The organism is Shewanella sediminis HAW-EB3, from assembly GCF_000018025.1.
In the GTDB taxonomy this organism is placed as follows: Bacteria; Pseudomonadota; Gammaproteobacteria; order Enterobacterales; family Shewanellaceae; genus Shewanella; species Shewanella sediminis.
Map to the genome: position 1 here is coordinate 2938959 of NC_009831.1, position 24652 is coordinate 2963610.

Genomic DNA, 24652 nt, shown 5'->3' on the forward strand with positions numbered 1-24652 from the left:
CGTGCTCAACACGCCCTCATCGGAGAAAACACCTTGACGCTTTTCGGCATTAAAAATTGTGATACGGTCAAGAAGGCCCGTAAATGGATTGAAGCCAACGATCTTACTATTCCTTTCCATGATTTTCGTGTTGATGGCCTGACTAAAGATCAAGTTGCAACTTGGGCTGCCTATTTAGGCTGGGAAAACCTGTTCAACAAGCGTAGCACCAGCTATAGAAACCTCAGCGATGAAGACAGATCCAATATTGACGAAGCGAAAGCCATCGAGTTGATGCTGACGCATCCGACACTGATCAAGAGGCCCGTTTTGGTCACGAATGATAAAGTCATGGTCGGCTTTAAAGAATCCGAGTATAAAGCGTGGTTTAACCTATGAGTCAGGACGTATTAACGCTTGCCCAAGATCTTATCTCTCGTGAGTCTGTCACTCCCTTAGATGAAGGCTGCCAACAACTGATGGCCGACCGATTGAGTGCCAAAGGCTTCGATATCGAATCCATGGTCTTTGATGATACAACCAACATGTGGGCGAGACGTGGTAATAGCGGGCCTCTATTCTGTTTTGCGGGTCACACCGATGTGGTTCCCGTGGGCGATCTGAATCGCTGGCATACCCCTCCTTTCGATCCTGTCGTTATCGATGGATACCTTCACGGTCGAGGCGCCGCAGATATGAAAGGCTCACTCGCTGCCATGTTGGTTGCCACCGAGCGTTTTGTAGAGAAGCACCCGGATCATAACGGATCAATTGCCTTTTTAATTACCAGTGACGAAGAGGGGCCATTTATCAATGGGACAACTCGGGTCATTGATACACTTGAGGCCCGTAACGAGAAAATAACCTGGGCACTAGTCGGTGAGCCCTCTTCCACCCATAAGCTGGGTGATATCGTTAAAAATGGCCGCAGAGGAAGTCTGACAGGCAACTTAACGGTTAACGGTATCCAAGGCCATGTTGCATATCCTCACCTTGCCGATAATCCAATTCACAACGCAGCCCCAGCCCTCGATGAGTTAGCCCGCATGAAGTGGGATAATGGCAATGAGTTTTTCCCGCCAACCAGTTTCCAAATAGCCAATATCAACGGTGGTACCGGCGCATCAAATGTTATTCCGGGTTCACTGGAGGTCATGTTTAACTTCCGCTACTCGACAGAAGTGACCGCTGAAGAGTTGATTAAGCGAGTGCTCAACATACTCGATGCCCATGGACTGGATTATGACATTAGTTGGACCTTCAATGGCCTCCCTTTCCTCACCGGAGAGGGCCCACTACTCGATGCAACGAGAGACGCGATAAAACAAGTGACGGGCACTGATACCGACCCTCAAACCTCTGGTGGCACTTCCGATGGGCGCTTTATCGCACCGACAGGCGCACATGTCATCGAACTTGGCCCTGTCAATGCGACCATTCACAAAGTGAACGAGTGTGTAAAAGTCGCCGATCTCGAACAACTCGCCCTTTGTTATGAAGTCATTTTGGAAAAGCTACTTTGCTAATGCCGACGACATCACCTTATGGCCTTGTACATGCTGATTTAGTTGACTATCAAGGCCATCTTTTAGAAGCTGAAACCGCTAAAGCCCTCGAGAAGATGGCGCAGGCGGCGAGCCTGGATGGGATAAAAATCAAGGTTTGCTCCGGCTACCGCGACTTTTCCAGACAGTTGAAAATCTGGAACGATAAAGCTCGGGGTAAACGAACAGTCCTCGACAAAGACTCACAACCCATCGAGTTAAATCAAAAGAGTGATAAAGAGATCGTAGATCTCATCATGCTCTGGTCTGCTCTGCCCGGCACATCCAGGCATCATTGGGGCACTGATATCGATGTTTATGATGAAAATGGCATCGAACGTACTCAATTACAGCTGGTCTCCTCCGAATATACCTCTTCCGGACCCTGTGGGAAGCTGCATCGCTGGCTGGTTAAACACGCCGGGGATTTTGGCTTCTATTTTCCCTTCCAGGAAGGCTTAAGTGGTGTCAGTGCCGAACCTTGGCATCTGAGTTATTACCCTGTCTCATCTGACATTCTCAGAGCGTTCGATGTTGACGCATTAAAGCAAATTCTGAATGATGCTGAGCTCGAACTTAAAGCCGAGGTCATGGTGAGAATTGAATCTCTTGTCAACGAGTACGTCTATACTATTGCTCCTCCACCCAATCAACTATAATTAAATATAATATTTATTATTAATCAAAATTTTATCACAGCAGGAAATATGAATTTTTCTTCCTATCGAAATCAGATCACAGTAGATAACAAATGTCTTAATTATTTAGATATCGGCGATGGCCCGGTGCTTTTATTCGGTCATAGTTATCTTTGGGACTCACAGATGTGGGCGCCTCAACTCGCTCACCTTTCCCGCCATTATCGTTGTATTGTTCCCGATCTATGGGGTCATGGTCATTCAGACCCTATTCCTGACAGCACGCACTCCCTACAGCATATTGCCGATCAGATGCTCACTCTCATGGATACCTTGAAGGTAGAGACGTTCTCGGTCATTGGCTTGTCTGTAGGAGGCATGTGGGGCGCGGAACTGGCCTTAAAAGCACCTACACGAGTCACCACGCTCGTGATGATGGGCTGCTTTATTGGCTTTGAGCCCGAAGTATCGCGCACCAAGTACTACAATATGCTCGATATCATTAAGGCCAGTCAGGGTGTTCCCGCGCCTTTAATCGAACAGATCGCACCACTGTTTTTTGCTAAAAATGCGGCTCAAAATACCCCCGAATTGTTTGCTCACTTCAAACAATCTCTTGCAGAGTTAAAACCTGAACTCGTCGAAACACTATTTAGATTAGGCAAGATCATCTTCGGCAGACGAGATACCATGGAAGAGGTAGAAAAGCTCACCCTTCCCTGTTTAATTATGACAGGTCTCGAAGACAGTGTACGTCCGGTTCTCGAGGGATACTTGATGCATGACGCCATAGATGGCAGTGAATATATTCATATTCCTAATGCGGGGCATATCTCTAGCCTGGAGCAGCCAGAGTTTATCAATGAACAGCTCACTAATTTTCTAAATAAACATCTCAAGCCTTAAGCATCATAGCAATACCGGCATTCAGGTGAGTCATGAATCGATGGCTCACCTTAACCTTTTGAGAGCTTATTTAACAATAAAGCAAAGCTATTAATAATTGATTAATATTAATTGGTTATTTTACTGAATGGACCACCAAAGGTGTATTTCAATGCTATTATCTTTGTGCAATGAGGAATACCCTTACTTACTGAATTGTTGAGACAAATGAAAATACTAACTCCCCTTTTTGAGAATAATCGCCGCTGGGCTGAACGTATCGTTAAAGAGACACCTGATTTTTTTGAACAGCTCGCGACTCAACAAAACCCTGAATATCTCTGGATCGGTTGCTCAGACAGCCGCGTTCCTTCCAACCAGATCATCGACTTAATGCCCGGTGAAGTGTTTGTTCATCGAAATATTGCCAACATGGTGATCCACACAGATTTAAACTGCTTATCGGTACTGCAATATGCCGTAGAAGTCCTCAAAGTTAAACATATCATGGTGGTTGGACACTATGGCTGTGGTGGAGTTAAGGCTTCTATGGGGAACGAACGACTCGGGCTTATCGACAACTGGCTCGGCCATATCAGAGATATTCACCGCCTTCACAGTAATGAGCTGGATAAGCTTGAGGGTGAAGAGAAGTTTGATCGTCTCTGCGAGCTAAACGTCATCGAACAGGTCGGCAATGTCTGTAGCACCAATATAGTACAAGATGCCTGGGCCAGAGGGGAGAATGTATCCGTTCATGGCTGGATCTATAGTATCGAGAACGGACTACTCTCAGATCTAGATGTGACTGTCGATAACGAAAAATTTAAACCCCAAGTTTAGTAATTTAATTCTTTGGGTTTAATGTGTTTACTCATTGCCCTTAGGCTTTGAGTGGTGACGCTTATCACCACTGGCTCAACATTTTCAACAGCAAGCGCTTCAATATCCAGAGATCGAAGGCCCTTAATCTCCCCCATTTTAGGGGCCTTTAGTACACGCTTTATACTATCATTGAAAAAAATGCCCAAATTAGCTAAATATTCCTTAATAAACATCGCAGTTTTCCGTCCATCCCAGTTATAATCCTCTAGTTATGTTTTATTTCTCGCGCAAAAAGCGCAGCGAATTCTAAGGAAATTTCCATGCCTGGTTTTGAATTATTTGGTCCTGAAGAGAAGCAGGAAGTTGCAGATGTAATGGAGAACGGTTTCACCTTCCGTTATAACTTCGATCATATGCGTAATGATCGTTGGAAGACGCGTGAAATGGAGCAGTTGTTGTGTGAAAAGATGAATGTTAATCACGCGCACCTTCTATCAAGCGGTACTGCAGCTCTTCAAACGGCACTTGCCGCTGCAGGTATTGGTGCCGGAGACGAAGTCATCGTTCCTCCTTTCACTTTCGTCGCCTCTGTAGAAGCCGTATTTATGGCTGGTGCGGTGCCCGTTTTTGCTGAGATCGATGAGACTCTCTGTTTGTCTCCAGAAGGTATTGAAGCCGCCATCACACCACGTACTAAGGCGGTTAACTTAGTTCATATGTGTGGTTCTATGGGCAAGCTTGACGAGATTAAGGCCGTATGTGAAAAACATGACCTTGTTCTTTTAGAAGATGCCTGTCAGGCAATTGGTGGCACCTATAAAGGTCAGGCATTGGGTACTATCGGTGACGTAGGTTGCTACTCATTCGATTCGGTAAAAACCATCACCTGTGGTGAAGGCGGCGCTGTGATCACGAACAGCGAAACCATCTACAAAAACTCTCACATGTTCTCAGACCATGGTCATGACCATGTTGGTAACGATCGTGGCGCCGAAGATCACCCCATTATGGGCTTGAACTTCCGTATCTCTGAGATGAACTCAGCAATGGGTCTTGCTCAACTGCGTAAACTCGATACCATTATCGATATTCAACGTAAAAACAAAAACACCATCAAAAATGGCATAAAAGATATCGCTGAACTCTCTTTCCGCGAACTACCAGATGCCGAAGGTGATTCAGCGGGTTTCCTGACCTTTATGATGCCAACCGAAGAACGTACCATAGAGATCAACAAGAAGCTGGCTGAAAATGGCGTCGACGGTTGCTTCTACTGGTATGTAAACAACTGGCATTACCTAAGTAATTGGAAACACATTCAAGAACTCAAGTCTTGCTCTGCCCTGCCAATCACATTAATTGAAGACCGTCCTGACTATACTAACGTGTCGGTACCAAAATCTGATGCGATCATGAGCCGAACTATCTCTATGTTGATCAAGCTGTCTTGGACTGAAGAAGAGATCGCACAGCGTATTGAGAATATTAAGAAAGCCTTTGCTTAAGTTCTCAAACCATATCATTCAATTGCGCCTTAATTGAGGCGCAATTTCACTTTTTACAGTACTAATCTCAACGGAGAATGTTGTAATGAGTTTTAAAAATTTCAAATGCGTACCCAAAATGATTTTTGGTCGTGGTTCATTTGCCGACCTTGATAAAGTCTTGGGCGAAGAACGTAAAGCAGAAGAAGATTTCGTCGTATTTCTTGTCGATGATGTGCATCAGGACAAGCCACTGGGTGGCCGTGTTCCGGTAAAAGCTCATGATCTGCTTATCTATGTCAACGTTGACGACGAGCCAACGACTAAGCAAGTCGATGCCTTAACTGAACAAGTTCAAGCTTTCAGCAAAAATCAGCCAGTCAGTGTTGTGGGACTGGGCGGCGGTTCGACACTGGATTTAGCAAAAGCCGTTTCGCTGATGCTAACTAACCCAGGTGGCTCAGCGATGTACCAAGGTTGGGACCTGATTAAGAACCCGGCTATTCACCATATCGGTATACCAACTGTCTCCGGTACGGGTGCTGAAGCGTCTCGTACTGCCGTGCTTTGTGGTCCTGTTCGTAAGCTGGGTCTAAACTCAGACTACACAGTATTTGATCAGATCATCATGGACTCAGAGCTCATTGCCGGTGTGCCAACCGATCAATGGTTCTACACCGGTATGGATTGCTATATTCACTGTGTTGAGTCACTGGAAGGGACTTACCTCAACGAATTTGCCAAGGCTTTCGCTGAAAAATCGATGGATCTATGTCGTGAAGTCTACATCGACGATCATGCTGAAAAAGCCGATAAGTTGATGATGGCCTCCTATATGGGCGGAATGAGTATCGCGTATAGCCAGGTCGGTGCCTGTCATGCCGTCTCTTATGGTCTGGGCTATGTCTTAGGCTACCATCATGGTATCGGTAACTGTCTTGCCTTCGATGTACTCGAAGAGTTCTACCCTGAAGGCGTTGCAGAGTTCCGTAAGATGATGATTAAGCACAACATCGTGCTCCCGAAGAACATCTGTAAAGATCTTCCCGATGAAACGATCGCTAAGATGGTCGCCGTGACTAAGAGCATGGGACCACTTTGGGATAACGTTTATGGCGAAGGTTGGGAAGAGAAAGTGACCGACGAGATGCTGACTAAACTGTTCCGCCGCATCTAGTCTCTAAAGTGATAAGGGCTCCAATTGAGCCCTTTTTCTATAAATAAATCCTTGTCGATCAGTAAACTCTTTTCGATTAGAAAACCCTTGTTGAAAAGTAAACCAATAGGTATAACGAATGAACGTAACTCTGTTAATCCCAGCTCGCTATGGCTCAAGCCGTTTCCCTGGCAAGCCTTTGGCGCCGATTAACGGTAAGCCAATGATCCAGCATGTTTATGAACGTGCATCTTTGGCAAAAGGCTTAACCGCTATCTACGTTGCAACCGATGATGACCGCATTAAAGACGCTGTCGAAGGATTCGGTGGGAAAGTAGTCATGACGAGTCCTGACGCCGCTTCTGGTACAGATCGTATCGAAGATGCCATTACGCAATTAGGCCTGAAAGATGATGATCTTGTGGTTAACCTGCAAGGCGATCAGCCCTTAATCGACCCCATCTCTATCGAGCAGATAATCAGCCTGTTTGAACGCCATCCAGGAGAATTTGGAATGGCAACCTTAGGATTTGAGATCACTGAAAAATGTGAACTCGACGATCCTAAGCACGTTAAAATGGTATTCGATAACGAGTTTAATGCACTCTATTTTTCTCGTGCACGTATCCCGTTCGGCAGAGATACCAACGACTATCCTGTTTATAAGCATTTAGGTGTCTACGCTTACACCAGAAGTTTTATCTCTACATTTGCTAAGTTACCCCTCGGACGTTTAGAAGATTTAGAAAAACTTGAGCAACTCAGAGCGCTCGAACATGGCTATAAAATCAAGGTCGCTATCAGTGCTTTTGATTCTCCGGAAGTTGATACCCCCGAAGATATTCGAGTCTGTGAGTCTCGTTTAGCGGTCGATTAAACGACTTAGTATATTGATCGTTTACATATTGAGGAGTGTCGATGTCAGATCTTGAAACCTGGCTCATCATCATCTTAGTGATTGGTGTGATTGCAAGTAACCTTGCAGTCTTGAAATACAGTACCAAATATAAGATGCCTCAATTTGGCAAGGACCATAAAGTTAAGCCAAAATCTAAACTTAAAGATGAGGCCAATAAAGCTGAAAAGCTCAGCGAAAACAACTCTGACAAAGACGCAGATCTTGCCTCATCAGACAAGCACAATACTGACAACTAGTCATTATACCAATCGGTATAAGGTGTAGAAGAAGTGAAAAAGGCTTATAGCTTATTCTTATTATAGAGTTAAGCTGTAAGCTTTTTTTGTATCCCCTATCCAGCAATTAGTTTTCCCCAAGCTCTCTGTTTAAATCAATTTTTTCCCGGAACAAATAAATTATAATTGTTAATCCTGCGAATTTAATCACTCTGACCTAGACTTAGAATAAGTCGACACTCTCTCTTCATATTGATTTTGTTCTTTCCATTGAACTATCACAATGAACTATCACAACAAACTATCGAGTATGAAAGTATGATTGATGATTTCAAAGGCGATGAGTCATGGCGTCTATTCAGAATTATCGCAGAGTTTACCGAAGGCATTGATGCCCTCTCAGATCTAGGCTTTGCCATATCGATTTTTGGTTCAGCGAGGGTCACTCCCGACAACATCTATTATGAAAAAGCGGAGCAGCTCGCACGGCGTTTAGCCCAAGAGGGGTTTGCCACCATCACAGGTGGCGGTCCTGGAATTATGGAGGCGGGTAATAAAGGAGCCAATGAAAATCAGGCTAAATCGGTTGGGCTGAACATAGATCTCCCCATGGAGCAGTCACCTAACCCCTATCAAAATATCTCCCTGAATTATCGCTATTTTTTTGCCAGAAAAGTCATGTTTGTCAAACACTCCATGGGGTATGTCTGTATGCCAGGAGGGTTTGGCACCTTCGATGAGTTCTTTGAAGCTCTGACCTTATTGCAGACCAATAAAATCTACCCCATACCCATCGTGCTTTACGGCACTGATTTTTGGCAGGGACTATTAGACTGGATGGCGGCTCAACCCCTTAAACATGGCCTCATCTCACCGGAAGATCTGGAGTTGCTCACAGTAACCGATGATATTGAAGAGGTGATATCTATCATGGTGCAACATAGAAAGTATAAGATGCTGAAAATAAGGCGTGCCAAAACGGTCTATTATCCTGAAAACTAGAAAGTTTGTAGGTTGCGGGATATACCGCTCGGCTAACCATTTACCTTTATAGAACAATTAAAAGGCCTGCCAGTTTCACTGACAGGCCTTTTGCTACTTTACACATCTAACGCTGTATTTATGTAATTACTTTATTTCTAACTCTTTTGCCAGTTCGCGTGCAACAGCTTCGGGTGAACTTGAATTTCGTGCAAATAGCGAATAGGCCACAGGGATCACGAGTAAGGTGAACATAGTGGCCAACACTATCCCCGATAGCACCACGACCCCGATAACAAATCTGGTTTCAGCCCCCGCTCCCTGAGCCAATACCAGAGGTACGGCACCGGCAGCGGTTGTGATCCCGGTCATTAAAATAGGACGTAATCGTTGCGCCGACGCCTGCACAATTGCCCTTTCGAATTCAACCCCTTTATCCCTGAGCTGATTGGCAAATTCGACGATCAAGATACCATTTTTAGCCGCCAGCCCCACCAACATGATGATACCAATCTGGCTGTAAATGTTCAGGCTTTGTCCGGTTAACCATAAGCCGACCAAGGCACCGAGTGTGGCCAAAGGAACGGTTAACATGATAACCATGGGATGGATGAAGCTCTCAAATTGTGCGGCCAGCACCAAGAAGACGATCCCGAGTGCAAGAATAAAGACAAAGTACATCGAACTGCCCGACTCCTGATAATCGAGTGACTGCCCCTTATAGCTGATCACCGCCTCGGCCGGCAGATAAGTACTCGATAGCTCGTTAAGGTAATCCAGCGCTTCTCCTAAACTGTAACCGTCGGCTAAGTTTGCTTCCAATGTAATAGAGCGCATACGGTTGTATCTGTTTAGCTGACTCGCATCGGCAAACTCTTCGACACTGACTAAGTTAGACAGAGGGATCAATGCCTTATTCCGGTCTGAACGAACATAGATATTCTCAAGATCTGATGCGGTATTTTGATTATCCCGATTCCCCTCGATGATGACATCATACTCCTCCCCATCACGCATAAAGGTCGTCACCAGACGAGAGCCCAACATAGACTCTAATGTTCGGCCGATATGGGATATGGAGACACCAAGATCGGCGGCCCTGTCTTTATCGATGATGACCCTAAGTTGTGGCTTCGTCTCTTTGTAATCATGATCTAACCCCACCAGCTTAGGGTTATCTTTCGCCTTCTCAAGGATGATATCCCGCCACCTTGCAATCTCCTCATAGCTCGGGCCTCCCAGTACAAATTGAACCGGTTTACCGACGCCACGGCCAAATGCCTGTCTCATCACAGGAAAGGCTCTGACTCCGGCGAGATCGGATAGACGGCGACGAATATCCCCGGTGATCTCAAATGCACTTCGTCTTTGAGCCCAATCTTCGAGTACTATGATGGCCATACCATTTGAGAAGTTGGCGCTGCGGCCGAAACTTCTCGGTGCACGGATCAGCAGGCGTTTTACCTCACCCGATTCGACAAGAGGCATCAATCGATTTTCAATTTCATCCATATAGGATTCAATATATTCATAACTCGCGCCTTGAGGGCCGTTTACGATGAGGAACATTGAGCCCCTGTCCTCTCTTGGCGCAAACTCCTGAGGCACCTCTTTAACTAAAAATGCACTACATGCCAGAGCTATTAATACCAGAGAGCTAACCATCAGCGGATAACGCATCAACTTAATAACCAGAGCCTGATACTGAGCCGATACATAGTTCATTCCTGCATCCACTTTCCTGACAAGCCAGGGATCGTCACCCGCTGGTTTAAGTAGTTTCGAGCACATCATGGGGCTCAAGGTCAGCGCGACGATACTCGAGAAGATCACGGCCGCGCTCATCGCGACTGCAAACTCTTTAAATAGCTTACCCAGATCGCCCTCTAAGAAGGTGATCGGCATAAATACGGCAACAAGTACAAGCGTTGTGGCCACAACGGCAAACGCCACTTCCCTCGCCCCCAGATAGGCCGCCTTAAGCGGCGAATCCCCCTCCTCAATACGGCGATGAATGTTCTCCAGCACCACAATGGCATCATCGACGACCATACCTATGGCCAATATCATGGCTAGCAGAGTCAGCAGGTTAATCGTGTACCCGAGGGCGTATAACACGATAAAGGTTGCCGTTAACGAGACGGGTACCGTTACTGCGGGGATCAGCATGGCGCGTACGCTACCTAAGAAAAGATAGATAACCACGATAACCAGAAACATGGCAATAAAGAGGGTTTGATACACCTCCTTTACCGAGGCTTCGATGAAAACAGAGCTGTCGTATGAACGTTTAATCTCCATACCGGCAGGTAATGTCGGGTTTATCTTATCGACGAGTGCATTAGCCGCCCTGGCAACGTCCAGGGTATTGGCTGTGGATTGTTTGGAGATCCCCAAGCCTATCATAGCCTCACGATTCCCCCTGAAGGTGATGCGTTCCTCCTCCGAGCCTATTTCAACTTTTGCTACATCGCCTAATGTTACCAGATAACCATCATCCCCTTCGGTGAGCACCAGGCTGGCAAAATCTTCGGCGGTTCGAAAACTTCGTTCGACGCGAACGGTGAAATGTCTCTCTTTTGATTCAACAGAGCCCGCCGGAAGCTCAACATTTTCAGAGCGAAGCACTTTTTCGATATCGGCCACGGTCAGATCCCGCGCTGCGAGTGCCTGTCTATCGATCCAAACCCGCATCGCATAGACCTTACCACCACCGATGCGAATATTGGCAACACCATCGATGACAGACAACCTGTCGGTCAGGTAACGGCGCGCATAGTCGGTCAGCTGTAATGTCGTCATCTGATCGGACACCAAATTTAACCACATGATGACTTCATCACCACCATTTGCTTTTCGCACCTCTGGCGGCTCAGCTTCCTCGGGTAAGTTATTGAGTAAACCAGAGACGCGGTCACGAACATCGTTAGCGGCGGCTTCAATATCTCTTCCGACATCGAACTCTAAAGTTACAGTGGAGCGCCCATCCCGACTCGAGGAGTTAATATGGCGAATACCTTCGACGCCACTGATACGGTCCTCCACAAGCTGAGTGATACGACTCTCGACCACAGATGCACTTGCACCGCGATAATTCGTTTGAATCGATACCACGGGTGGATCAATATTGGGATATTCTCTTAACGGGAGCTTATCGAAGGAGACGAGGCCAAAAGCGATAAGCAGAATACTTATCACAGAGGCAAAGACAGGCCGCTTTACCGACAGATCAGTTAAAATCATGCGGTAGGCCCTACCTTAGCTTCTTTTAAAAAACTAAATTTCTCACTAAATTGGACTTTAACCTTGTCACCGGGTCTCACCTTGAGAATACCCCGGATCACCACCTGCTCACCCAGCTCGACCCCTGTAAGCACTTCGACCCAACCGCGCTTTCTCAGTCCAAGTTCAACCTCTCTCTTAAACACTACATTTTCATCATTCACGAGATAGACAAAATGTCTGTCCTGAATTGGGATGATGGCAGACTCAGGTAAAATCAAGGCTTGTCTGCTCTCCTTGATCAACTTTACTTTCATCAGCATGCCGGGCAGGAGTCGATGCTTAGCATTGCCGATCTCCGCGCGTACCGTCACGGCTCGGGTCGTTGGGTTAACACGACTATCAATTGAGACCACTTGACCGGTAAACAGCTCATCGGGGAATGCTACCGCGGTGGCTTCCACATTTTTACCTATTGCTAAGGACTGTAAGAAACGCTCGGGAACTGAAAAATCCAGCTTAATTATCGAAATATCATCCAATGTGGTGATCACAGTCCCCGGAGAGACCAGGCTACCCACGCTGATTTGACGTAGACCTAATCGGCCCTTGAAGGGGGCAGTAATGGTGCGGTCCTTTAGCGCCGACTGCGCCTGGACCAGCTCGGCTTTCGTGGTGTCGATTAAGGTTTGAAGCCTGTCTCTTTCCAGTTCTGCAATTGTCTGGCTGGTAACCAGCGAGCGGATCCGTTCAAGTTCTCTCATATGGTCACTCACGCGTACCCTTGCGACTGTGACTCTGGCAACTTGCTCTCGATCCTGTAACCGGACAAGTAAGCGTCCTTTCTCAACACTATCACCATCGTTGAAATTAATTTGCGTCACTACCTCTGTAACTTTAGGGGTTACCGTTATTGACTCGTAGGCTTTACTGGTACCTAGCGCCTCGACCTCATCCCTAACCTGCTCCATAGCAGCTTTGGCGACGACGACATTAGCAATAGGCCTGGCTTTTTTTATTTGAGAGGGGGAATTGGGAGAAAACTCCTGGTAAGCAAACCAAGCCACCGAGACCAAAATGATCATTATTATTATTTTTTTCATTAACTGTCCAAGACACTACTTCTTTTGATACATGACAGTTTACCCATGCATAACACAGCATCAAGTTGTTTTACCTTTACTTACAATTAAACACATTCATTACACCAACTTAAGGTATTGGTATACTCGAACAGAGGTGAGATTATTAATGATAACTACTGGGATATAGGCTTTATCGAGTCGTTTACTCTAGCCGAGTCGACTATTTAAAAATAAAAAAAAGGAGGCATAAGCCTCCTTTTAGGTTCTATTGTACAGATATTAACTATCGAATTTTACGATCTTCCTGCATAAGCTCAGAGAAGCCTTCATACACAGCTTCGACCACTACATTATCCAAGGGTTTATCTTCTGAGTTGTGGAGGTAGATGCGCGTCTTATCTTCGCTGTCACCCTCTTTTAGTAACATTCGATAAGAACCTTCCTCAACAGGGAGTTTCTTTTCACTCCATAGTGAGCTCCAGAAACCTGAATCGTCATTAACATTGATGTAATAAAGGCCTTTATTACTGTCCATATCAACAATTTCGAAACCCATTTCCGGTAATACGATACGTAATCTATCCCAGGTACGTTCGAACGGCGCATCGGCTAACCAATAAGACTGTTCAGCCGCCTCACCTTCAACAGTTGCAGGTGCACCTTTTACGACATTAACGTCGATGCCCAGACTCTCTCTGAGACGTTTGGCCTTGATAGCCTGAGAGCGTTTTACACTCATGTAAGCTACAGCATTGTTCAACATATCAATGGTATAACGACGTTTATCTTCGCCACTCAGGAGGATATTTTGCTGCTTACCATCAAAACTTTCTTCATGGTCAATCAAGTTTATGGCTATGTTACCACTGCGTCCATGGGGACGAACATCCACCTCAAACTGATAGCGTTGACGAAGTTGATAGATCTCATCACTGCCCCAGAAACTGGAGTCGATCACTTCCTCGTTTTCAATCCAATCCGTTTCAATTAGCCCTTTGTCATAATCTTCACTGAGAACATTAATCGACTGACTCGCCAAATAGTTATTCAACACGGTATAGAGTTCTTGTTTCAGATCGACATCTTTATCGATGGACTCGACAACGATCTTGATGCTATCACCACTCTCTTCTACATGAGTGCCTTCCGCCATGGGTAACACTTGCAATGGCGGTCTGATATCCAAAAGCTTACCAACCAATTTGTCATCGGCCTTCGAATTAAGCTTCGGAATATCAAATTCTTTACTATAAGTAGGAGCATTTAACCCTTCTGGAATGGTCAAAGCGGGTTGTACTTTCACATTGGTGTACTCGTCCCCACCATTCGCTTGTCTGCGTTCCACCGGTGAACTACAGGCCGTAACGGCAGCGATGAGTACTAAAGGAGTCACTTGCTTTAACATCTATTATTTAACCTCAATTCGAGCATTTTTCATTGCATCTAACAACAGACCATGAAACTCAGTAGAAAGTTCCGTTAAAGGTAAACGGATTTCGCCCTGGCTGATAAGTCCCATTCGATGAACTGCCCACTTCACAGGTATTGGATTCGCTTCGCAAAACAGAGCACTAAATAGCCCCTTGATTGAATCTTCGGCCGCCATCGCAGCCTGAACATTACCCGCTAATGCAGCGTCACACATCATTTTAAACTGTTTCGGTACTATGTTATTAGCAACGGAAATGACACCATCGCCGCCCAGAGTCAGAAACTCTCTGGCCGTTGCATCATCGCCACTATAGAGAAGAAAATCATCTCCACATAGCTCACGTAGACGTTTAACGCGACTAAGATCACCGGTAGCTTCTTTCACACCGATAATATTTGGCACTTCAGCCAATTCAGCCACTGTCTCGGGTAACATATCGACAGCGGTACGACCCGGTACGTTATAGAGTATCTGAGGAATATCGGTACTCGCGGCAACGGCTTTATAATGCGCGATGATCCCTTTAGGGCTAGGTTTGTTGTAATAAGGAGTCACACCTAACATGGCGGCGACCCCCAATTTAGACTGGGCTTTGGTTAGCTCTATGGCTTCGGCCGTTGCATTTCCGCCATTTCCGCCAATGACAGGTAATCTGCCCGCGGCAAATTTTACAGTCTGAGATACGACTTCGATATGCTCAGGAATAGGTAAAGTAGCAGACTCACCTGTGGTGCCTACGGCAACGATGGCATCTGTACCTTCAGCAATATGGTACTCAACTAAATTTTCAAGACTTTTGTAATCTACTGAGCCATCACTATTCATTGGTGTGATTAAGGCTACGATGCTTCCGTTTATCATGTGACTTCCCCAAGAATTCAGGATTCGCTATGGTACTGATGCTAACCGCTAAAAACAAGCATTTCAGCGTTTGGTTAGCGTTAAGACTTTTTCATCATGAAAAGTTTTCAACACTTTAAATGATAGATATTGCCAATCTGATTCAATATGCAGACCACAGAGCCTAACACTTTGGAGACCCCAAGGGATAAGATGGGGATCTCATCTTGCGCAACTTATGGTAACATTAGCGGCTGTTATTAAACGTGGTGTTACATATTACGTTTTTTCTAATAATTCGAATAGATAAGGAGAATTCATGTCCAACCATCTTGTTGTTACTGCGCTGGGTGCCGATCGCCCTGGAATTGTCAGTAAATTTGCAAGACTTGCAAGTGAATGCGACTGCGATATTGTCGATAGTCGAATGGCCTTATTTGGTAACGAATTCACATTAATCATGATGCTATCCGGCTCTTGGGCTTCAATCACTAAAGTTGAAACAAATCTTCCGAGTCTCAGTGTAGAACTCGAATTGATGACTGTAATGAAGCGAACCTCGAAGCATACAGCTCAAAATTACATATCCAGACTCGAAGTCACGTTCAGTGGTAGCAACCAACGCGGCACCATGAAGAAGATAACTCAATTTCTTGCCGACCGCTCCTTGGATCTGGCAGCCGTGAGATCCCATGCCGATGAAGATGATCAAGGCGACCCGTCTCAAAACGTTTTCCTCACCATTAATGTTCCAGAGAAAGTTGATCTGGATAAATTAGAAACCAGCATTAATGAACTCGCAGATGAAGTCGCGTTAGAGTGCACAATCAAGCGTATGCAAGGCATAACATCAAAATAATCGAGGCCGCACAGGAAAACCAATGAACACATTGATAAAGGGCGACTCAGCCCCACTTTTCGAGCTAAAAAACCAAGATGATCAGCCCATCTCACTATCACAATGCCTTGAGAGCGGCCCGGTACTCGTTTATTTTTACCCGAAAGCATCGACTCCAGGCTGTACTGTACAGGCCTGTGGGTTGAGAGACAGTAAAACTGCGCTCAATACGCTGAATGTAACGGTATTAGGCATTAGCCCTGATCCTGTGCCTAAACTGAGCCGTTTTGCCGAGAAACAGGAACTGAACTTTTCCCTGTTAAGCGATGAAGACCATGCTATTGCAGATGCATTCGGAGTATGGGGCGAGAAAAAGTTTATGGGAAAAATCTATGACGGTATCCATAGATTAAGCTTCTTGATCGGACAAGATGGTAAAGTCACTCATGTATTCAATAAGTTCAAAACGAAAGAGCACCACGACGTAGTCCTTAATCATCTCAAAGATGCTTAAACAGACCATAATACCCACAAAAATGCCCGCAATAGCGGGCATTTTTGTATGAAGGCATTCTATGATGAGACTTTCTATAATATGACTACAAGGAGCCTCTTATAAAAGGCTCCCATCAATGGCCACTGAACTTATAAGTAAGGCCAGATCAAGACCGCCGCAATGGTCCACATCGTCATGCAGATAAATCTATCTAAATAGCTCCAGGCTTTAGGGTTTTGAAATAGCGGACTTAAATATCTCGCTCCAAAACTTAAACTAAAAAACCACACAAACGAGGCCAGCACGGCACCGGCACCAAATAGAGGGCGATCCACTCCTTCAAACTGTGCACTGATGCTACCAAGCAACACTACAGTGTCCAGATACAGATGAGGGTTGAGAAAGCTAATACCCAATGTCGTCAGTACTGCAGCCTTAAGTGTTTCAGCCCCTTTAGTTGCACCTTCCGAAATCGTCTGCTCATTAAACGAAGACTTTAATGCCTTCGCACCATAAACCAACAAGAAGATGGCCCCGCCTATGCTGGCAATATCCTTAATCAAAGGAAAGGCTAATATCAAGTGCCCAAGGCCTGCGACACCAGCCGTTATCATCAAGGCATCGATCAATGAACATAATGCGGCTATGGGTAAAGAATGTGAACGCTTAAGCCCCTGTTTAAGTACAAACGCATTTTGTGCGCCTACCGCCATAATAAGGCTTCCGCCAATTCCTACACCCTGAATAAATGCCTGCATCTGTGTTGTTCCAACGTCATACTACTAATTGATCGCAAGTTTACCTAAACAACAAAAATAAATATAACTAATGTTTTTTATGGTGTATAAGTAAAACTTATAATAAAACCTTAATTTATGGAGAAGCGACTTTGATTGATTACGCACATCTACGCGCCCTTTCAATCGTTATATCTGAAGGAGGGTTCGATCGCGCGGCTAAGGTGCTCTGTATCACTCAACCTGCCGTTTCCCAGCGAATTAAACAGCTTGAAGAGAGAGTTGGACAAGCCTTAGTGATTCGTTCAAACCCTGTGGAAGCAACACCTATGGGGAAGAGACTACTTCGGCACTACTCACAAGTTCAGCTTCTAGAAAGTGAGTTGAGTGTTGAGATGGATGCCGATGACCCCAAACTCCCTACCATAGTTAAAATTGCCGTTAATGCCGATAGTCTGGCCACTTGGTTCCTTCCGGCACTATGTGAAGTATTTAAGCGCCATCAGTGGCTATTGGAATTGATTGTCGATGATGAATCATATACCCACAATCTATTGAAGAATGGTGAAGCTGTGGGCTGTGTCACTACAACTCAGGCACCACTGGCTGGATGCAGCAGCGAATACCTGGGACAAATGGAGTACCTGTGCGTAGCGACGCCAGAGTTCATCCAAGAGTACTTCCCGGTCAATGTTAGTCAAACATCACTCGAAAAGGCCCCTGCGGTTGTTTTTTCAACCAAAGATAAGCTGCATGAGAAGTACCTACGTAAATATTTCAAGATGTCCCCGGGAAGTTGGCGTGAACATAAAATCCCTTCATCGGAGAGCTTTCTCGACGCCATCATACAGGGATTAGGATATGGACTGGTGGGGCACCTTCAAGCAGAACCTTTGCTTGAAAAAGGCGTGCTTGTCGAGATAACGCCAGGGAAAAGGAAGCGTGTACCACTCTATTGGCAGCACTGGAATATTAAGGCCAAACAAACGACCATAGTATATCGTTCTCTGGCGGTCACGGCGAAACAGTCCCTTTGCTAGCGTGTCGACTTTTGACTGAACATCTCGACAGCCAAAAAGCAAAAGCTACCAAGCTGGCCTGTTAAGCTAAAATGATCAAAAAAAGGGGCCAAAGCCCCTTTTCTTTTACCATGCCTAGGCTGGGCCTACTCGGTTTTCGGTTCGACGCCATTGACTTGAGAATTTGGTGTTGGCCAGGCATTTAATACCGCCTTCACCAACGACGCCAAAGGTATCGCGAAGAAGACTCCCCATACTCCCCATAAACCACCGAAGATAAGTACTGCGGCGATAATAAACACAGGGTGAAGATCGACCGCATCAGAGAAGAGGATTGGAACCAGTAAGTTACCATCCAGAGCTTGAATAATACCGTAACCTAACATCAGATATCCAAATTCAGGGCTTATCCCCCACTGGAAAAATGCCACGAGTGCTATGGGTAAGGTCACTAACGTCGCACCTACATAGGGAATAAGCACTGATAATCCTGTCAGTACGCCCAGGAGTGCTGCATACCTGAGATCCATGATGGCAAAGAAAACATAACTCACGCCGCCAATAATAATGATCTCTATCACCTTACCCCGGATATAATTAAAGATCTGTTGATGCATCTCATACCAAACTTTGCGGGCAAGTTCTCGGTTAGTAGGAATAAACCGCTTACTGCCCTTTATCAGCTCGTCTTTATCCTTAAGAAAGAAAAAGACCAATAAAGGCACCAGAATAGCGTACACCATCAATACGAGTAAGGAGGCCGAATAGCCAATGATCTGCTTGCCAATATCGAGCAGATGTTGAGTATCGAGCATCTTCTTGAGCTCACCCACCATAGTATCGAGCTGATCGGGATTCACAAACTGGGGATACTGGTTCACATAGCTCTGGGCCGTATGAAGTCCCTTATCCAGCATGGTTGGCAGATCCGTGATCAACGCTAGCCCCTGCTTCCAAATACTGGGAACAAGACCGAAGGTTATCAGCAGCATAGTGCCAATAAACAGGACTAACACCGCCGAGGCTGCAGTCGTCCGGTTCATTCCAACCTTAATCATCTGTGCAACGGGCCACTCGAGTAAAAAGGCCAATACTAATGCCACCAACAATGGCGCCAACAAGCCACCAGCAAAGTAAATTGCAAGGGCGATCCCCATCAATATAAAAACTAAGGTTACCGCTTGAGGATCGCTAAATCGCTCTTTATACCAAGTAGTTAATAAATTTAACATTCAAGATTCCTGAAATTTTACATTCTCGTTCTAACGAAGATTAGATATTTTTATTGTCAGCATATTCTCATCATTACATACCTCAGAATAGCGATATCCGACTTTTTTTAAAAAACGGGGAACATCCTGCCTAGAGCCAATGTCAGATAAAGAGACACAAAGTACCTCTCCATCTTCAAGTTGTTTTAATGCGAGTTTTACTTTCACTAAAGCTAATGGACAACGTATTGCCGTTAAATCGATAGAAACCATAATATTCATGCTATGAATAAACTTAAGCCATTATCCTAAGTTGCACGGCAAACCACAAGTTATGCCATAAGATAGTAAGAGATAAGGATGAAACAAAACCAAGTTTTAAACTGTTTCATAAAAAAGTATTAATTAAATCAGACTTTCAACTATAGCTTAGTGCTTGATATAGTGAGTAAGCGAACACAGATTTACATTTGTTTCACTGTGTAGCTCATACTAAAACATATATGGATTAAGAGTTACTCTGCGGGTAAAATCAATTTGCTGCAGAACATTTTTAGATTGTCTTCTTAGGACAACATAGCCCTAATTTAAGGATCAGTTTGAGTAAAATTACTTCGCCAAAATCTCTTCTCGCAGGTGCATTGTCACTTATTTTTTGTGCAACCGCGCCTTTGAGTCTAGCTAATAACGACCTCCCTGATCTTGGAACCGCCGCCGTTAATACCTTTAGTCTCGAGAAAGAGACGGTATATGGTGACGCCTACATGCGGGTTATCCGCTCATCGGCTCCTATTCTCAACGACCCTGTCCTGAGTCAATATCTCACGGAGCTAGGCAACAAGCTGGTTGCTCATGCCACTGGTGTGAAAACCCCCTTCTACTTCTTCCTGTTAAGAAATGATGAGATCAACGCGTTCGCTTTCTTCGGCGGCCATGTTGGCGTTCACACAGGCTTATTTCTCAATGCAGACAACGAAAGTCAGATCGCATCGGTATTAGGGCATGAAATTACCCACGTAACTCAACGGCATTTAGCCCGCTCATTAGAAGCACAAGAGAAAAGCTCAACCGCAACCATGGTAAGCATGTTAGGTGCTATCTTATTGACTATTGCATCGCCTCAGGCTGGCATGGCGGCGTTAGCAACGACACAAGCATTAGCGACACAAGCCAAGATAAACTATACCCGCCTACACGAGAAAGAAGCCGACCGGATCGGGATGCAAATTTTAGTCGATGCGGGGTTTGATCCAAATGGCGCTGCTGACTTTTTTGCAAAGCTGGCCACCCGTTACCGTTTTACAACTAAGCCTCCGCAGATGCTGTTGACCCACCCGCTTCCTGAATCCCGTATCACAGAGGCAAGAAACCGAGCGACTCAATACCCTCACAGGTACGTACCCGATAACATCGACTTTCAGCTGGCAAAGGCCCGTATTCAGGTTAGATTTTCAAGTTACAGCGAAGAAGCGGCGTTGGCATTGTTTGACACCCAACTAAAAAAGCGTAGCTACACATTTAAAAATGCCGCTCTGTATGGAAAAGCCTTAGCACTGTTTCGAGCCGAGCGTTTCGATGAGGCTGAAATCATCATAGACAATCTTCTAAAGGAAGATAGAAATAATTTATTCTACATAGATACAAAGACAGATCTTCTGGTAGAAAGAAAAGCCAATGATGATGCGATTGCACTGCTTGAAACTCAGAGAAAACTAAAGCCCACTTCGCAAGTGGTCAATACCAATCTGGCGAATGTTTATATTGAATCGAACCAAGCGACTAAAGCCATTCCTCTGTTAGAGGATATGATTTTTCTGGATAGACAAAATCAGCTTCCCCTGTTTTTACTGAGAGATGCCTATAAAAAGACGGGAAATAAAGCGATGGAGCATTTCGTGAGTGCTGAATCAATGGCTTTGGGCGCAGACTATAAAGGGGCCATCGATCAATTAAACTTTGCTTATAAGTTATCAGCCGATAATCCTCTACAACTGGCAAGAATTGAAGCCCGAATTCGTCAGTTTAAACAATCAAATAGAGCCTTAGAAGAGTTAAAATAATAGTATGCCCCCAGTCACCCGGACTGATGCTCTCATCGGTTCGGGTCGTTGAATGGTAATCCTTTCCTCCTCAGGAGTTAGCGATAACCCTATAGAAAAGCACAATAAAACTAAAACCATCAGTGCTCTAGCTTATGGCTTTTTGTGACTTTGCTCACCTTTTAAAGTATGATAGCGTCAAATTTCACATGAAGAGTATATCCAATGACTCAAGTTACTATCATCCACAACCCACGTTGTTCAAAAAGCCGTCAAACTCTGGCGTTGTTACAAGAACAAGACTGTCAAATTCAAGTTGTGGAGTACCTGAAATCGCCATTAGTCAGAAGTGAAATCGAAGGCTTATTGGCAAAGCTCAATATCAGTGCTCGCGAATTGATGCGCACTAAAGAAGTAGAATATAAAGAGCAAGGCTTAGCAGATATTAATCTCACAGAAGCACAACTTATCCAGGCTATAATCCAAACACCAAAACTGCTCGAACGCCCAATTGTGCTCGCCAATGACAAAGCCGCCATTGGCCGACCACCTGAAAACGTGCTTTCAATATTATAAGTTAAGGTAACCTAATGAGCTCTAACACCTTATTTAAATTATGCCGGGCAGGTTATATGGCTCTGGTCATTCTATTAAGTGCTTGGTTTATCAATAAAGGGATAACGGGAGAATACTCTCTAGCGTTTGCTGCGCTATGGATAATACCACTCCTGCTGCCGCTAAAAGGTGTCTTAACCGGCAAGCCTTATACCTATGCTTGGGGAAGTTTCATCATCTGTTTATATATGTTACATGGATTAACGTTACTCTATGTAACAGATGAACATCTGCTATTTGCCCTAACCGAAGTCATGCTACTAGGTGCATTGCTGGTCGGATTTCCTTTTTACGCCCGCATTCGAGGTCGTGAATTGGGTCTGGGATTAAAAAAGAAAGCAAAGTAAAAAGAGATAAATTAGTTTTTAAAATAGCAAGCGCCTCATGGCGCTTGTTTTCCTTTAAACCCTCACCCCACCGCCTCTTTAATCGAACAATATATCTTCACTTTCTGAACCCCATACTACGTGCTATATTTTTATTTACTCAGCTTAAAATAATAATAATTCGGGGAAATGTCTGGAATGAACACCTTAAAAACAGTCATGTTAGTCAGTACATTATCCTTAATCGCCTGTGGTAGCTCAGATGATGGCGAGCCCATGCCCACGTTTCCTCGTTGTGAACTGCAATCGCAGTTAACCAGCATAGAAACGGGGTCTGATTTAGAGTTTTTAGTTGAGGAGGATTACCAGGTTAATCAGTCGGCTGCCATCATCGCAAGAATAAACAACCAAGATAGCGACGGTTTACACTTCAGTTGGCAACAGTTAACGGGACCGGCTCTTATTTTAAAATCGATAAAGAGCCAAGTCTTAGCGTTTCAGGCAACGAAGCCTGGGAGTTACACTTTCTCCGTTACCGTTAGCGGAGATGAGTTGTTATTAGAGAAAAATATTGAATTAACGATTCAGGAAGGCCCGGTAAGCAGATTAAATGTTCGCTCGGATCACCAGGTAGTAGAGGGAAATAACGTCAGCTTCAGAGTCGACAGAGTCGATGGTCAAATCCCATCCGATTTAAGCTGGTGTATCGCCGCGGGCCCGGATCTTAATCTCGATACCAGTAATATCGAAACCCCACAATTCATTGCCCCAGAGGTTAACACTGATACGATAAGCCAGCTTAGAGCGACGGCTACCATTGGTGGAGTTCAAACATCTTCAGACGTCATTGCTCTCATTACCCATGAACAAGTCATCACCTCTGAGTATTTTGATAAACCGATAGCCAGAACCCATCCTTACAAAAGCGATACTCCCTATGCCGGTAATCTGCAAAGCTGTGTTTATTCTAACCAGCTAACCGCACCTTGTAGCATAGAGCAGCTGCCATTGATAGGACATACACAAGCGCTACCGGACAAGAATAAAATTCTAGACCGATTACTGGTTTCTCATCAGTGGATGGGGGAAAATTTTGAGGCTTTTCTGAATGAAATGGATCCGGCGACTGACTTTTCCAAGCTATTACAATCAGTAACGGCAGTCGTGATTAGTTACGATATTCGTCCTTCTTTCTACTGGGCCTTAACCGGCGCGATCTATCTGGATCCAAATGATCTTTGGCTACTTGCCCAGGAACGTGACGTCATTAATGAGGCCGCTGATTACCGAAGTCTATTCGGCAACGAGTTAAATTTTATTATGCCTTGGCGCTATGTAAAAGATAACCAATATGTCTCCTACAGTGTACCTAGAGAAACCCGCACCCATCGGACCATGGCTGAATTGTCCCCTGAGCTTTCGTCACTCCTTTATCATGAACTCGCCCATGCAAATGATTTCTTTCCGCGTTCAGTACACGATAGCATCGAAGGTGGTACCTTACTCGACCACTACAATAGAAGATCCCTTGCTGGTGAATTAGTATCGGATAAGGTTACAGCTCAATATCCACTGTACAGTGATGAACTCACCTCTCTGGCGAATGTAAGCTTCCGTGGTCAGGCGGCTACTGCTATCCAAAAAGCCTATCTACCTGCCGATATTACACAATTCTTCTCAACAGACAGGGCAACAGGTTATTACGCTTATTCAACCAAACGTGAAGATACGGCGATGCTGTTTGAAGAGGCGATGATGAGCCATCGATATAGGATCTTACGTGATGTCGGTATAACGGATAAACCGGATAGCCCTACCGCGAGTAACATTCTTGTTGATTGGGGCCAGAGAGGCCGAATAGGAGAGGATACGATTCAAGCCAGAGCAGCATTAGTGATTAATGAAATATTACCAGAACTCGATGGTAACACCTTAGTCGGGGCGCTTCCTGATCCGATCCAGATGACTCAAGGGTTGTCCTGGTTAGATAATTTAACGATTTCACCGGTTCTGTCAATCTCATCTGACTCTGAGCACCTCTCAAAACAGGCTCCTATCAGTAATCACACACAGAGAGTAATACCAGAACTCAGAGTCAGTGGCGACAGGCATAAAATAGATAATTAGGGAAAGCGGATCTCAGTCGCGCAACTCAATCTTGGGTCG

General features: G+C 45.0%; 25 protein-coding genes. 17 read left to right on the plus strand and 8 right to left on the minus strand.

Going from position 1 to position 24652, the window contains the following annotated elements:
- Window positions 1-33: 33 nt before the first annotated feature.
- From SSED_RS12655 to can, 5 genes are all read left to right on the plus strand, one after another.
- Window positions 34-378 carry an ArsC family reductase gene (locus SSED_RS12655; protein ID WP_012142761.1) on the plus strand — a complete coding sequence of 115 codons (345 nt, stop codon included), beginning with the start codon at window positions 34-36 and terminating at the stop codon, window positions 376-378.
- Window positions 375-1505: a succinyl-diaminopimelate desuccinylase gene (dapE, locus tag SSED_RS12660; RefSeq protein ID WP_012142762.1), complete on the plus strand. Its 1131-nt coding sequence runs from the start codon at window positions 375-377 to the stop codon at window positions 1503-1505. Before SSED_RS12655 ends, dapE begins: the two co-directional genes overlap by 4 nt.
- Entirely contained in the window at window positions 1505-2182 is a 678-nt protein-coding gene (locus SSED_RS12665) for a M15 family metallopeptidase (RefSeq protein ID WP_012142763.1), read from the plus strand. The genes dapE and SSED_RS12665 overlap by 1 nt, the downstream gene beginning before the upstream one ends.
- A 48-nt stretch (window positions 2183-2230) precedes the next feature.
- A complete protein-coding gene (locus SSED_RS12670; protein ID WP_012142764.1) occupies window positions 2231-3067 on the plus strand; it encodes an alpha/beta fold hydrolase in 837 nt (278 codons plus the stop codon).
- 207 nt (window positions 3068-3274) lie between these two features.
- Window positions 3275-3889 carry a carbonate dehydratase gene (gene can / locus SSED_RS12675; RefSeq protein ID WP_012142765.1) on the plus strand — a complete coding sequence of 205 codons (615 nt, stop codon included), beginning with the start codon at window positions 3275-3277 and terminating at the stop codon, window positions 3887-3889.
- Here the strand turns inward: can and SSED_RS12680 are convergent.
- Window positions 3886-4104: a hypothetical protein gene (locus SSED_RS12680; RefSeq protein ID WP_041421675.1), complete on the minus strand. Its 219-nt coding sequence runs from the start codon at window positions 4102-4104 to the stop codon at window positions 3886-3888. The genes can and SSED_RS12680 overlap by 4 nt on opposite strands.
- 87 nt (window positions 4105-4191) lie before the next feature.
- Here SSED_RS12680 and kdnA point away from each other — a divergent pair, with 87 nt between their 5' ends.
- The 5 genes from kdnA to SSED_RS12705 all read left to right on the plus strand — a co-directional run bounded on the left by kdnA (window position 4192) and on the right by SSED_RS12705 (window position 8647).
- Window positions 4192-5376, plus strand: coding sequence for an 8-amino-3,8-dideoxy-alpha-D-manno-octulosonate transaminase KdnA (gene kdnA / locus SSED_RS12685; RefSeq protein ID WP_012142766.1), 1185 nt, complete (start codon window positions 4192-4194; stop codon window positions 5374-5376).
- Between the two features lie 85 nt (window positions 5377-5461).
- Window positions 5462-6532, plus strand: a complete 1071-nt coding sequence (gene kdnB / locus SSED_RS12690) for a 3-deoxy-alpha-D-manno-octulosonate 8-oxidase KdnB (RefSeq protein ID WP_012142767.1) — start codon at window positions 5462-5464, stop codon at window positions 6530-6532.
- Window positions 6533-6650: 118 nt separating this feature from the next.
- The gene (gene kdsB / locus SSED_RS12695; protein WP_012142768.1) at window positions 6651-7388 is read left to right on the plus strand and encodes an 8-amino-3,8-dideoxy-manno-octulosonate cytidylyltransferase KdsB; all 738 of its coding nucleotides are present in this window, start codon (window positions 6651-6653) and stop codon (window positions 7386-7388) included.
- Window positions 7389-7429: 41 nt separating this feature from the next.
- The gene (locus SSED_RS12700) at window positions 7430-7666 is read left to right on the plus strand and encodes a DUF2897 family protein (RefSeq protein ID WP_012142769.1); all 237 of its coding nucleotides are present in this window, start codon (window positions 7430-7432) and stop codon (window positions 7664-7666) included.
- A gap of 297 nt (window positions 7667-7963) precedes the next feature.
- A complete protein-coding gene (locus SSED_RS12705; protein WP_049772113.1) occupies window positions 7964-8647 on the plus strand; it encodes an LOG family protein in 684 nt (227 codons plus the stop codon).
- A gap of 126 nt (window positions 8648-8773) precedes the next feature.
- Here the strand turns inward: SSED_RS12705 and SSED_RS12710 are convergent, their stop codons facing one another.
- From SSED_RS12710 to dapA, 4 genes are all read right to left on the minus strand, one after another.
- Window positions 8774-11869, minus strand: coding sequence for an efflux RND transporter permease subunit (locus tag SSED_RS12710; RefSeq protein ID WP_012142771.1), 3096 nt, complete (start codon window positions 11867-11869; stop codon window positions 8774-8776).
- A complete protein-coding gene (locus SSED_RS12715) occupies window positions 11866-12951 on the minus strand; it encodes an efflux RND transporter periplasmic adaptor subunit (protein WP_012142772.1) in 1086 nt (361 codons plus the stop codon). The genes SSED_RS12710 and SSED_RS12715 overlap by 4 nt, the downstream gene beginning before the upstream one ends.
- 265 nt (window positions 12952-13216) lie before the next feature.
- Window positions 13217-14338, minus strand: coding sequence for an NlpB/DapX family lipoprotein (bamC, locus tag SSED_RS12720; protein ID WP_012142773.1), 1122 nt, complete (start codon window positions 14336-14338; stop codon window positions 13217-13219).
- Window positions 14339-14341: 3 nt separating this feature from the next.
- Window positions 14342-15226, minus strand: a complete 885-nt coding sequence (dapA, locus tag SSED_RS12725) for a 4-hydroxy-tetrahydrodipicolinate synthase (protein WP_012142774.1) — start codon at window positions 15224-15226, stop codon at window positions 14342-14344.
- A 298-nt stretch (window positions 15227-15524) separates the two neighbouring features.
- On the opposite strand from dapA, the gene SSED_RS12730 reads away from it, so the two are divergent.
- Together SSED_RS12730 and bcp are read left to right on the plus strand one after the other, a co-directional pair.
- Window positions 15525-16064 carry a glycine cleavage system transcriptional repressor gene (locus tag SSED_RS12730; RefSeq protein WP_012142775.1) on the plus strand — a complete coding sequence of 180 codons (540 nt, stop codon included), beginning with the start codon at window positions 15525-15527 and terminating at the stop codon, window positions 16062-16064.
- 22 nt (window positions 16065-16086) lie between these two features.
- Window positions 16087-16557 (plus strand): thioredoxin-dependent thiol peroxidase, encoded by a 471-nt coding sequence (gene bcp / locus SSED_RS12735; protein ID WP_012142776.1) that lies wholly within the window; start codon window positions 16087-16089, stop codon window positions 16555-16557.
- Between the two features lie 131 nt (window positions 16558-16688).
- Here the strand turns inward: bcp and SSED_RS12740 are convergent, their stop codons facing one another.
- The gene (locus tag SSED_RS12740) at window positions 16689-17297 is read right to left on the minus strand and encodes a LysE/ArgO family amino acid transporter (RefSeq protein WP_012142777.1); all 609 of its coding nucleotides are present in this window, start codon (window positions 17295-17297) and stop codon (window positions 16689-16691) included.
- Between the two features lie 131 nt (window positions 17298-17428).
- Between SSED_RS12740 and SSED_RS12745 the strand changes: the two genes are divergently transcribed.
- On the plus strand, window positions 17429-18316 hold the full coding sequence (locus SSED_RS12745) for a LysR family transcriptional regulator ArgP (RefSeq protein ID WP_012142778.1): 888 nt from the start codon (window positions 17429-17431) through the stop codon (window positions 18314-18316).
- A gap of 125 nt (window positions 18317-18441) precedes the next feature.
- On the opposite strand, the gene SSED_RS12750 is transcribed toward SSED_RS12745, so the two are convergent.
- On the minus strand, window positions 18442-19527 hold the full coding sequence (locus SSED_RS12750; protein ID WP_012142779.1) for an AI-2E family transporter: 1086 nt from the start codon (window positions 19525-19527) through the stop codon (window positions 18442-18444).
- A gap of 30 nt (window positions 19528-19557) precedes the next feature.
- Window positions 19558-19779, minus strand: coding sequence for a sulfurtransferase TusA family protein (locus SSED_RS12755; RefSeq protein WP_041422150.1), 222 nt, complete (start codon window positions 19777-19779; stop codon window positions 19558-19560).
- A gap of 326 nt (window positions 19780-20105) precedes the next feature.
- Between SSED_RS12755 and bepA the strand changes: the two genes are divergently transcribed.
- The 4 genes from bepA (at window position 20106) to SSED_RS12775 (ending at window position 24613) form a co-directional block, all read left to right on the plus strand.
- Window positions 20106-21566: a beta-barrel assembly-enhancing protease gene (gene bepA, locus SSED_RS12760; RefSeq protein WP_012142781.1), complete on the plus strand. Its 1461-nt coding sequence runs from the start codon at window positions 20106-20108 to the stop codon at window positions 21564-21566.
- Window positions 21567-21770: 204 nt separating this feature from the next.
- Window positions 21771-22121, plus strand: a complete 351-nt coding sequence (arsC, locus tag SSED_RS12765) for an arsenate reductase (glutaredoxin) (protein ID WP_012142782.1) — start codon at window positions 21771-21773, stop codon at window positions 22119-22121.
- A gap of 14 nt (window positions 22122-22135) precedes the next feature.
- Window positions 22136-22507: a DUF2069 domain-containing protein gene (locus SSED_RS12770; protein ID WP_012142783.1), complete on the plus strand. Its 372-nt coding sequence runs from the start codon at window positions 22136-22138 to the stop codon at window positions 22505-22507.
- A 177-nt stretch (window positions 22508-22684) separates the two neighbouring features.
- Window positions 22685-24613, plus strand: a complete 1929-nt coding sequence (locus tag SSED_RS12775) for a hypothetical protein (RefSeq protein ID WP_012142784.1) — start codon at window positions 22685-22687, stop codon at window positions 24611-24613.
- The last annotated feature ends 39 nt before the right edge of the window (window positions 24614-24652 follow it).

Bases quoted from the DNA above. Each gene is read 5' to 3' on its own strand.
- SSED_RS12665 (WP_012142763.1), top strand. From the start codon at position 1,505: ATGCCGACGACATCACCTTATGGCCTTGTACATGCTGATTTAGTTGAC.
- SSED_RS12730 (WP_012142775.1), top strand. From the start codon at position 15,525: ATGTCCAACCATCTTGTTGTTACTGCGCTGGGTGCCGATCGCCCTGGA.
- bamC (WP_012142773.1), bottom strand. From the start codon at position 14,338: ATGTTAAAGCAAGTGACTCCTTTAGTACTCATCGCTGCCGTTACGGCC.
- kdsB (WP_012142768.1), top strand. From the start codon at position 6,651: ATGAACGTAACTCTGTTAATCCCAGCTCGCTATGGCTCAAGCCGTTTC.
- SSED_RS12740 (WP_012142777.1), bottom strand. From the start codon at position 17,297: ATGCAGGCATTTATTCAGGGTGTAGGAATTGGCGGAAGCCTTATTATG.
- SSED_RS12710 (WP_012142771.1), bottom strand. From the start codon at position 11,869: ATGATTTTAACTGATCTGTCGGTAAAGCGGCCTGTCTTTGCCTCTGTG.
- SSED_RS12705 (WP_049772113.1), top strand. From the start codon at position 7,964: ATGATTGATGATTTCAAAGGCGATGAGTCATGGCGTCTATTCAGAATT.
- dapA (WP_012142774.1), bottom strand. From the start codon at position 15,226: ATGATAAACGGAAGCATCGTAGCCTTAATCACACCAATGAATAGTGAT.
- can (WP_012142765.1), top strand. From the start codon at position 3,275: ATGAAAATACTAACTCCCCTTTTTGAGAATAATCGCCGCTGGGCTGAA.
- SSED_RS12750 (WP_012142779.1), bottom strand. From the start codon at position 19,527: ATGTTAAATTTATTAACTACTTGGTATAAAGAGCGATTTAGCGATCCT.
- SSED_RS12670 (WP_012142764.1), top strand. From the start codon at position 2,231: ATGAATTTTTCTTCCTATCGAAATCAGATCACAGTAGATAACAAATGT.
- bcp (WP_012142776.1), top strand. From the start codon at position 16,087: ATGAACACATTGATAAAGGGCGACTCAGCCCCACTTTTCGAGCTAAAA.
- dapE (WP_012142762.1), top strand. From the start codon at position 375: ATGAGTCAGGACGTATTAACGCTTGCCCAAGATCTTATCTCTCGTGAG.
- SSED_RS12700 (WP_012142769.1), top strand. From the start codon at position 7,430: ATGTCAGATCTTGAAACCTGGCTCATCATCATCTTAGTGATTGGTGTG.
- kdnB (WP_012142767.1), top strand. From the start codon at position 5,462: ATGAGTTTTAAAAATTTCAAATGCGTACCCAAAATGATTTTTGGTCGT.
- SSED_RS12775 (WP_012142784.1), top strand. From the start codon at position 22,685: ATGAACACCTTAAAAACAGTCATGTTAGTCAGTACATTATCCTTAATC.
- kdnA (WP_012142766.1), top strand. From the start codon at position 4,192: ATGCCTGGTTTTGAATTATTTGGTCCTGAAGAGAAGCAGGAAGTTGCA.
- SSED_RS12770 (WP_012142783.1), top strand. From the start codon at position 22,136: ATGAGCTCTAACACCTTATTTAAATTATGCCGGGCAGGTTATATGGCT.
- SSED_RS12715 (WP_012142772.1), bottom strand. From the start codon at position 12,951: ATGAAAAAAATAATAATAATGATCATTTTGGTCTCGGTGGCTTGGTTT.
- arsC (WP_012142782.1), top strand. From the start codon at position 21,771: ATGACTCAAGTTACTATCATCCACAACCCACGTTGTTCAAAAAGCCGT.
- SSED_RS12755 (WP_041422150.1), bottom strand. From the start codon at position 19,779: ATGGTTTCTATCGATTTAACGGCAATACGTTGTCCATTAGCTTTAGTG.
- SSED_RS12680 (WP_041421675.1), bottom strand. From the start codon at position 4,104: ATGTTTATTAAGGAATATTTAGCTAATTTGGGCATTTTTTTCAATGAT.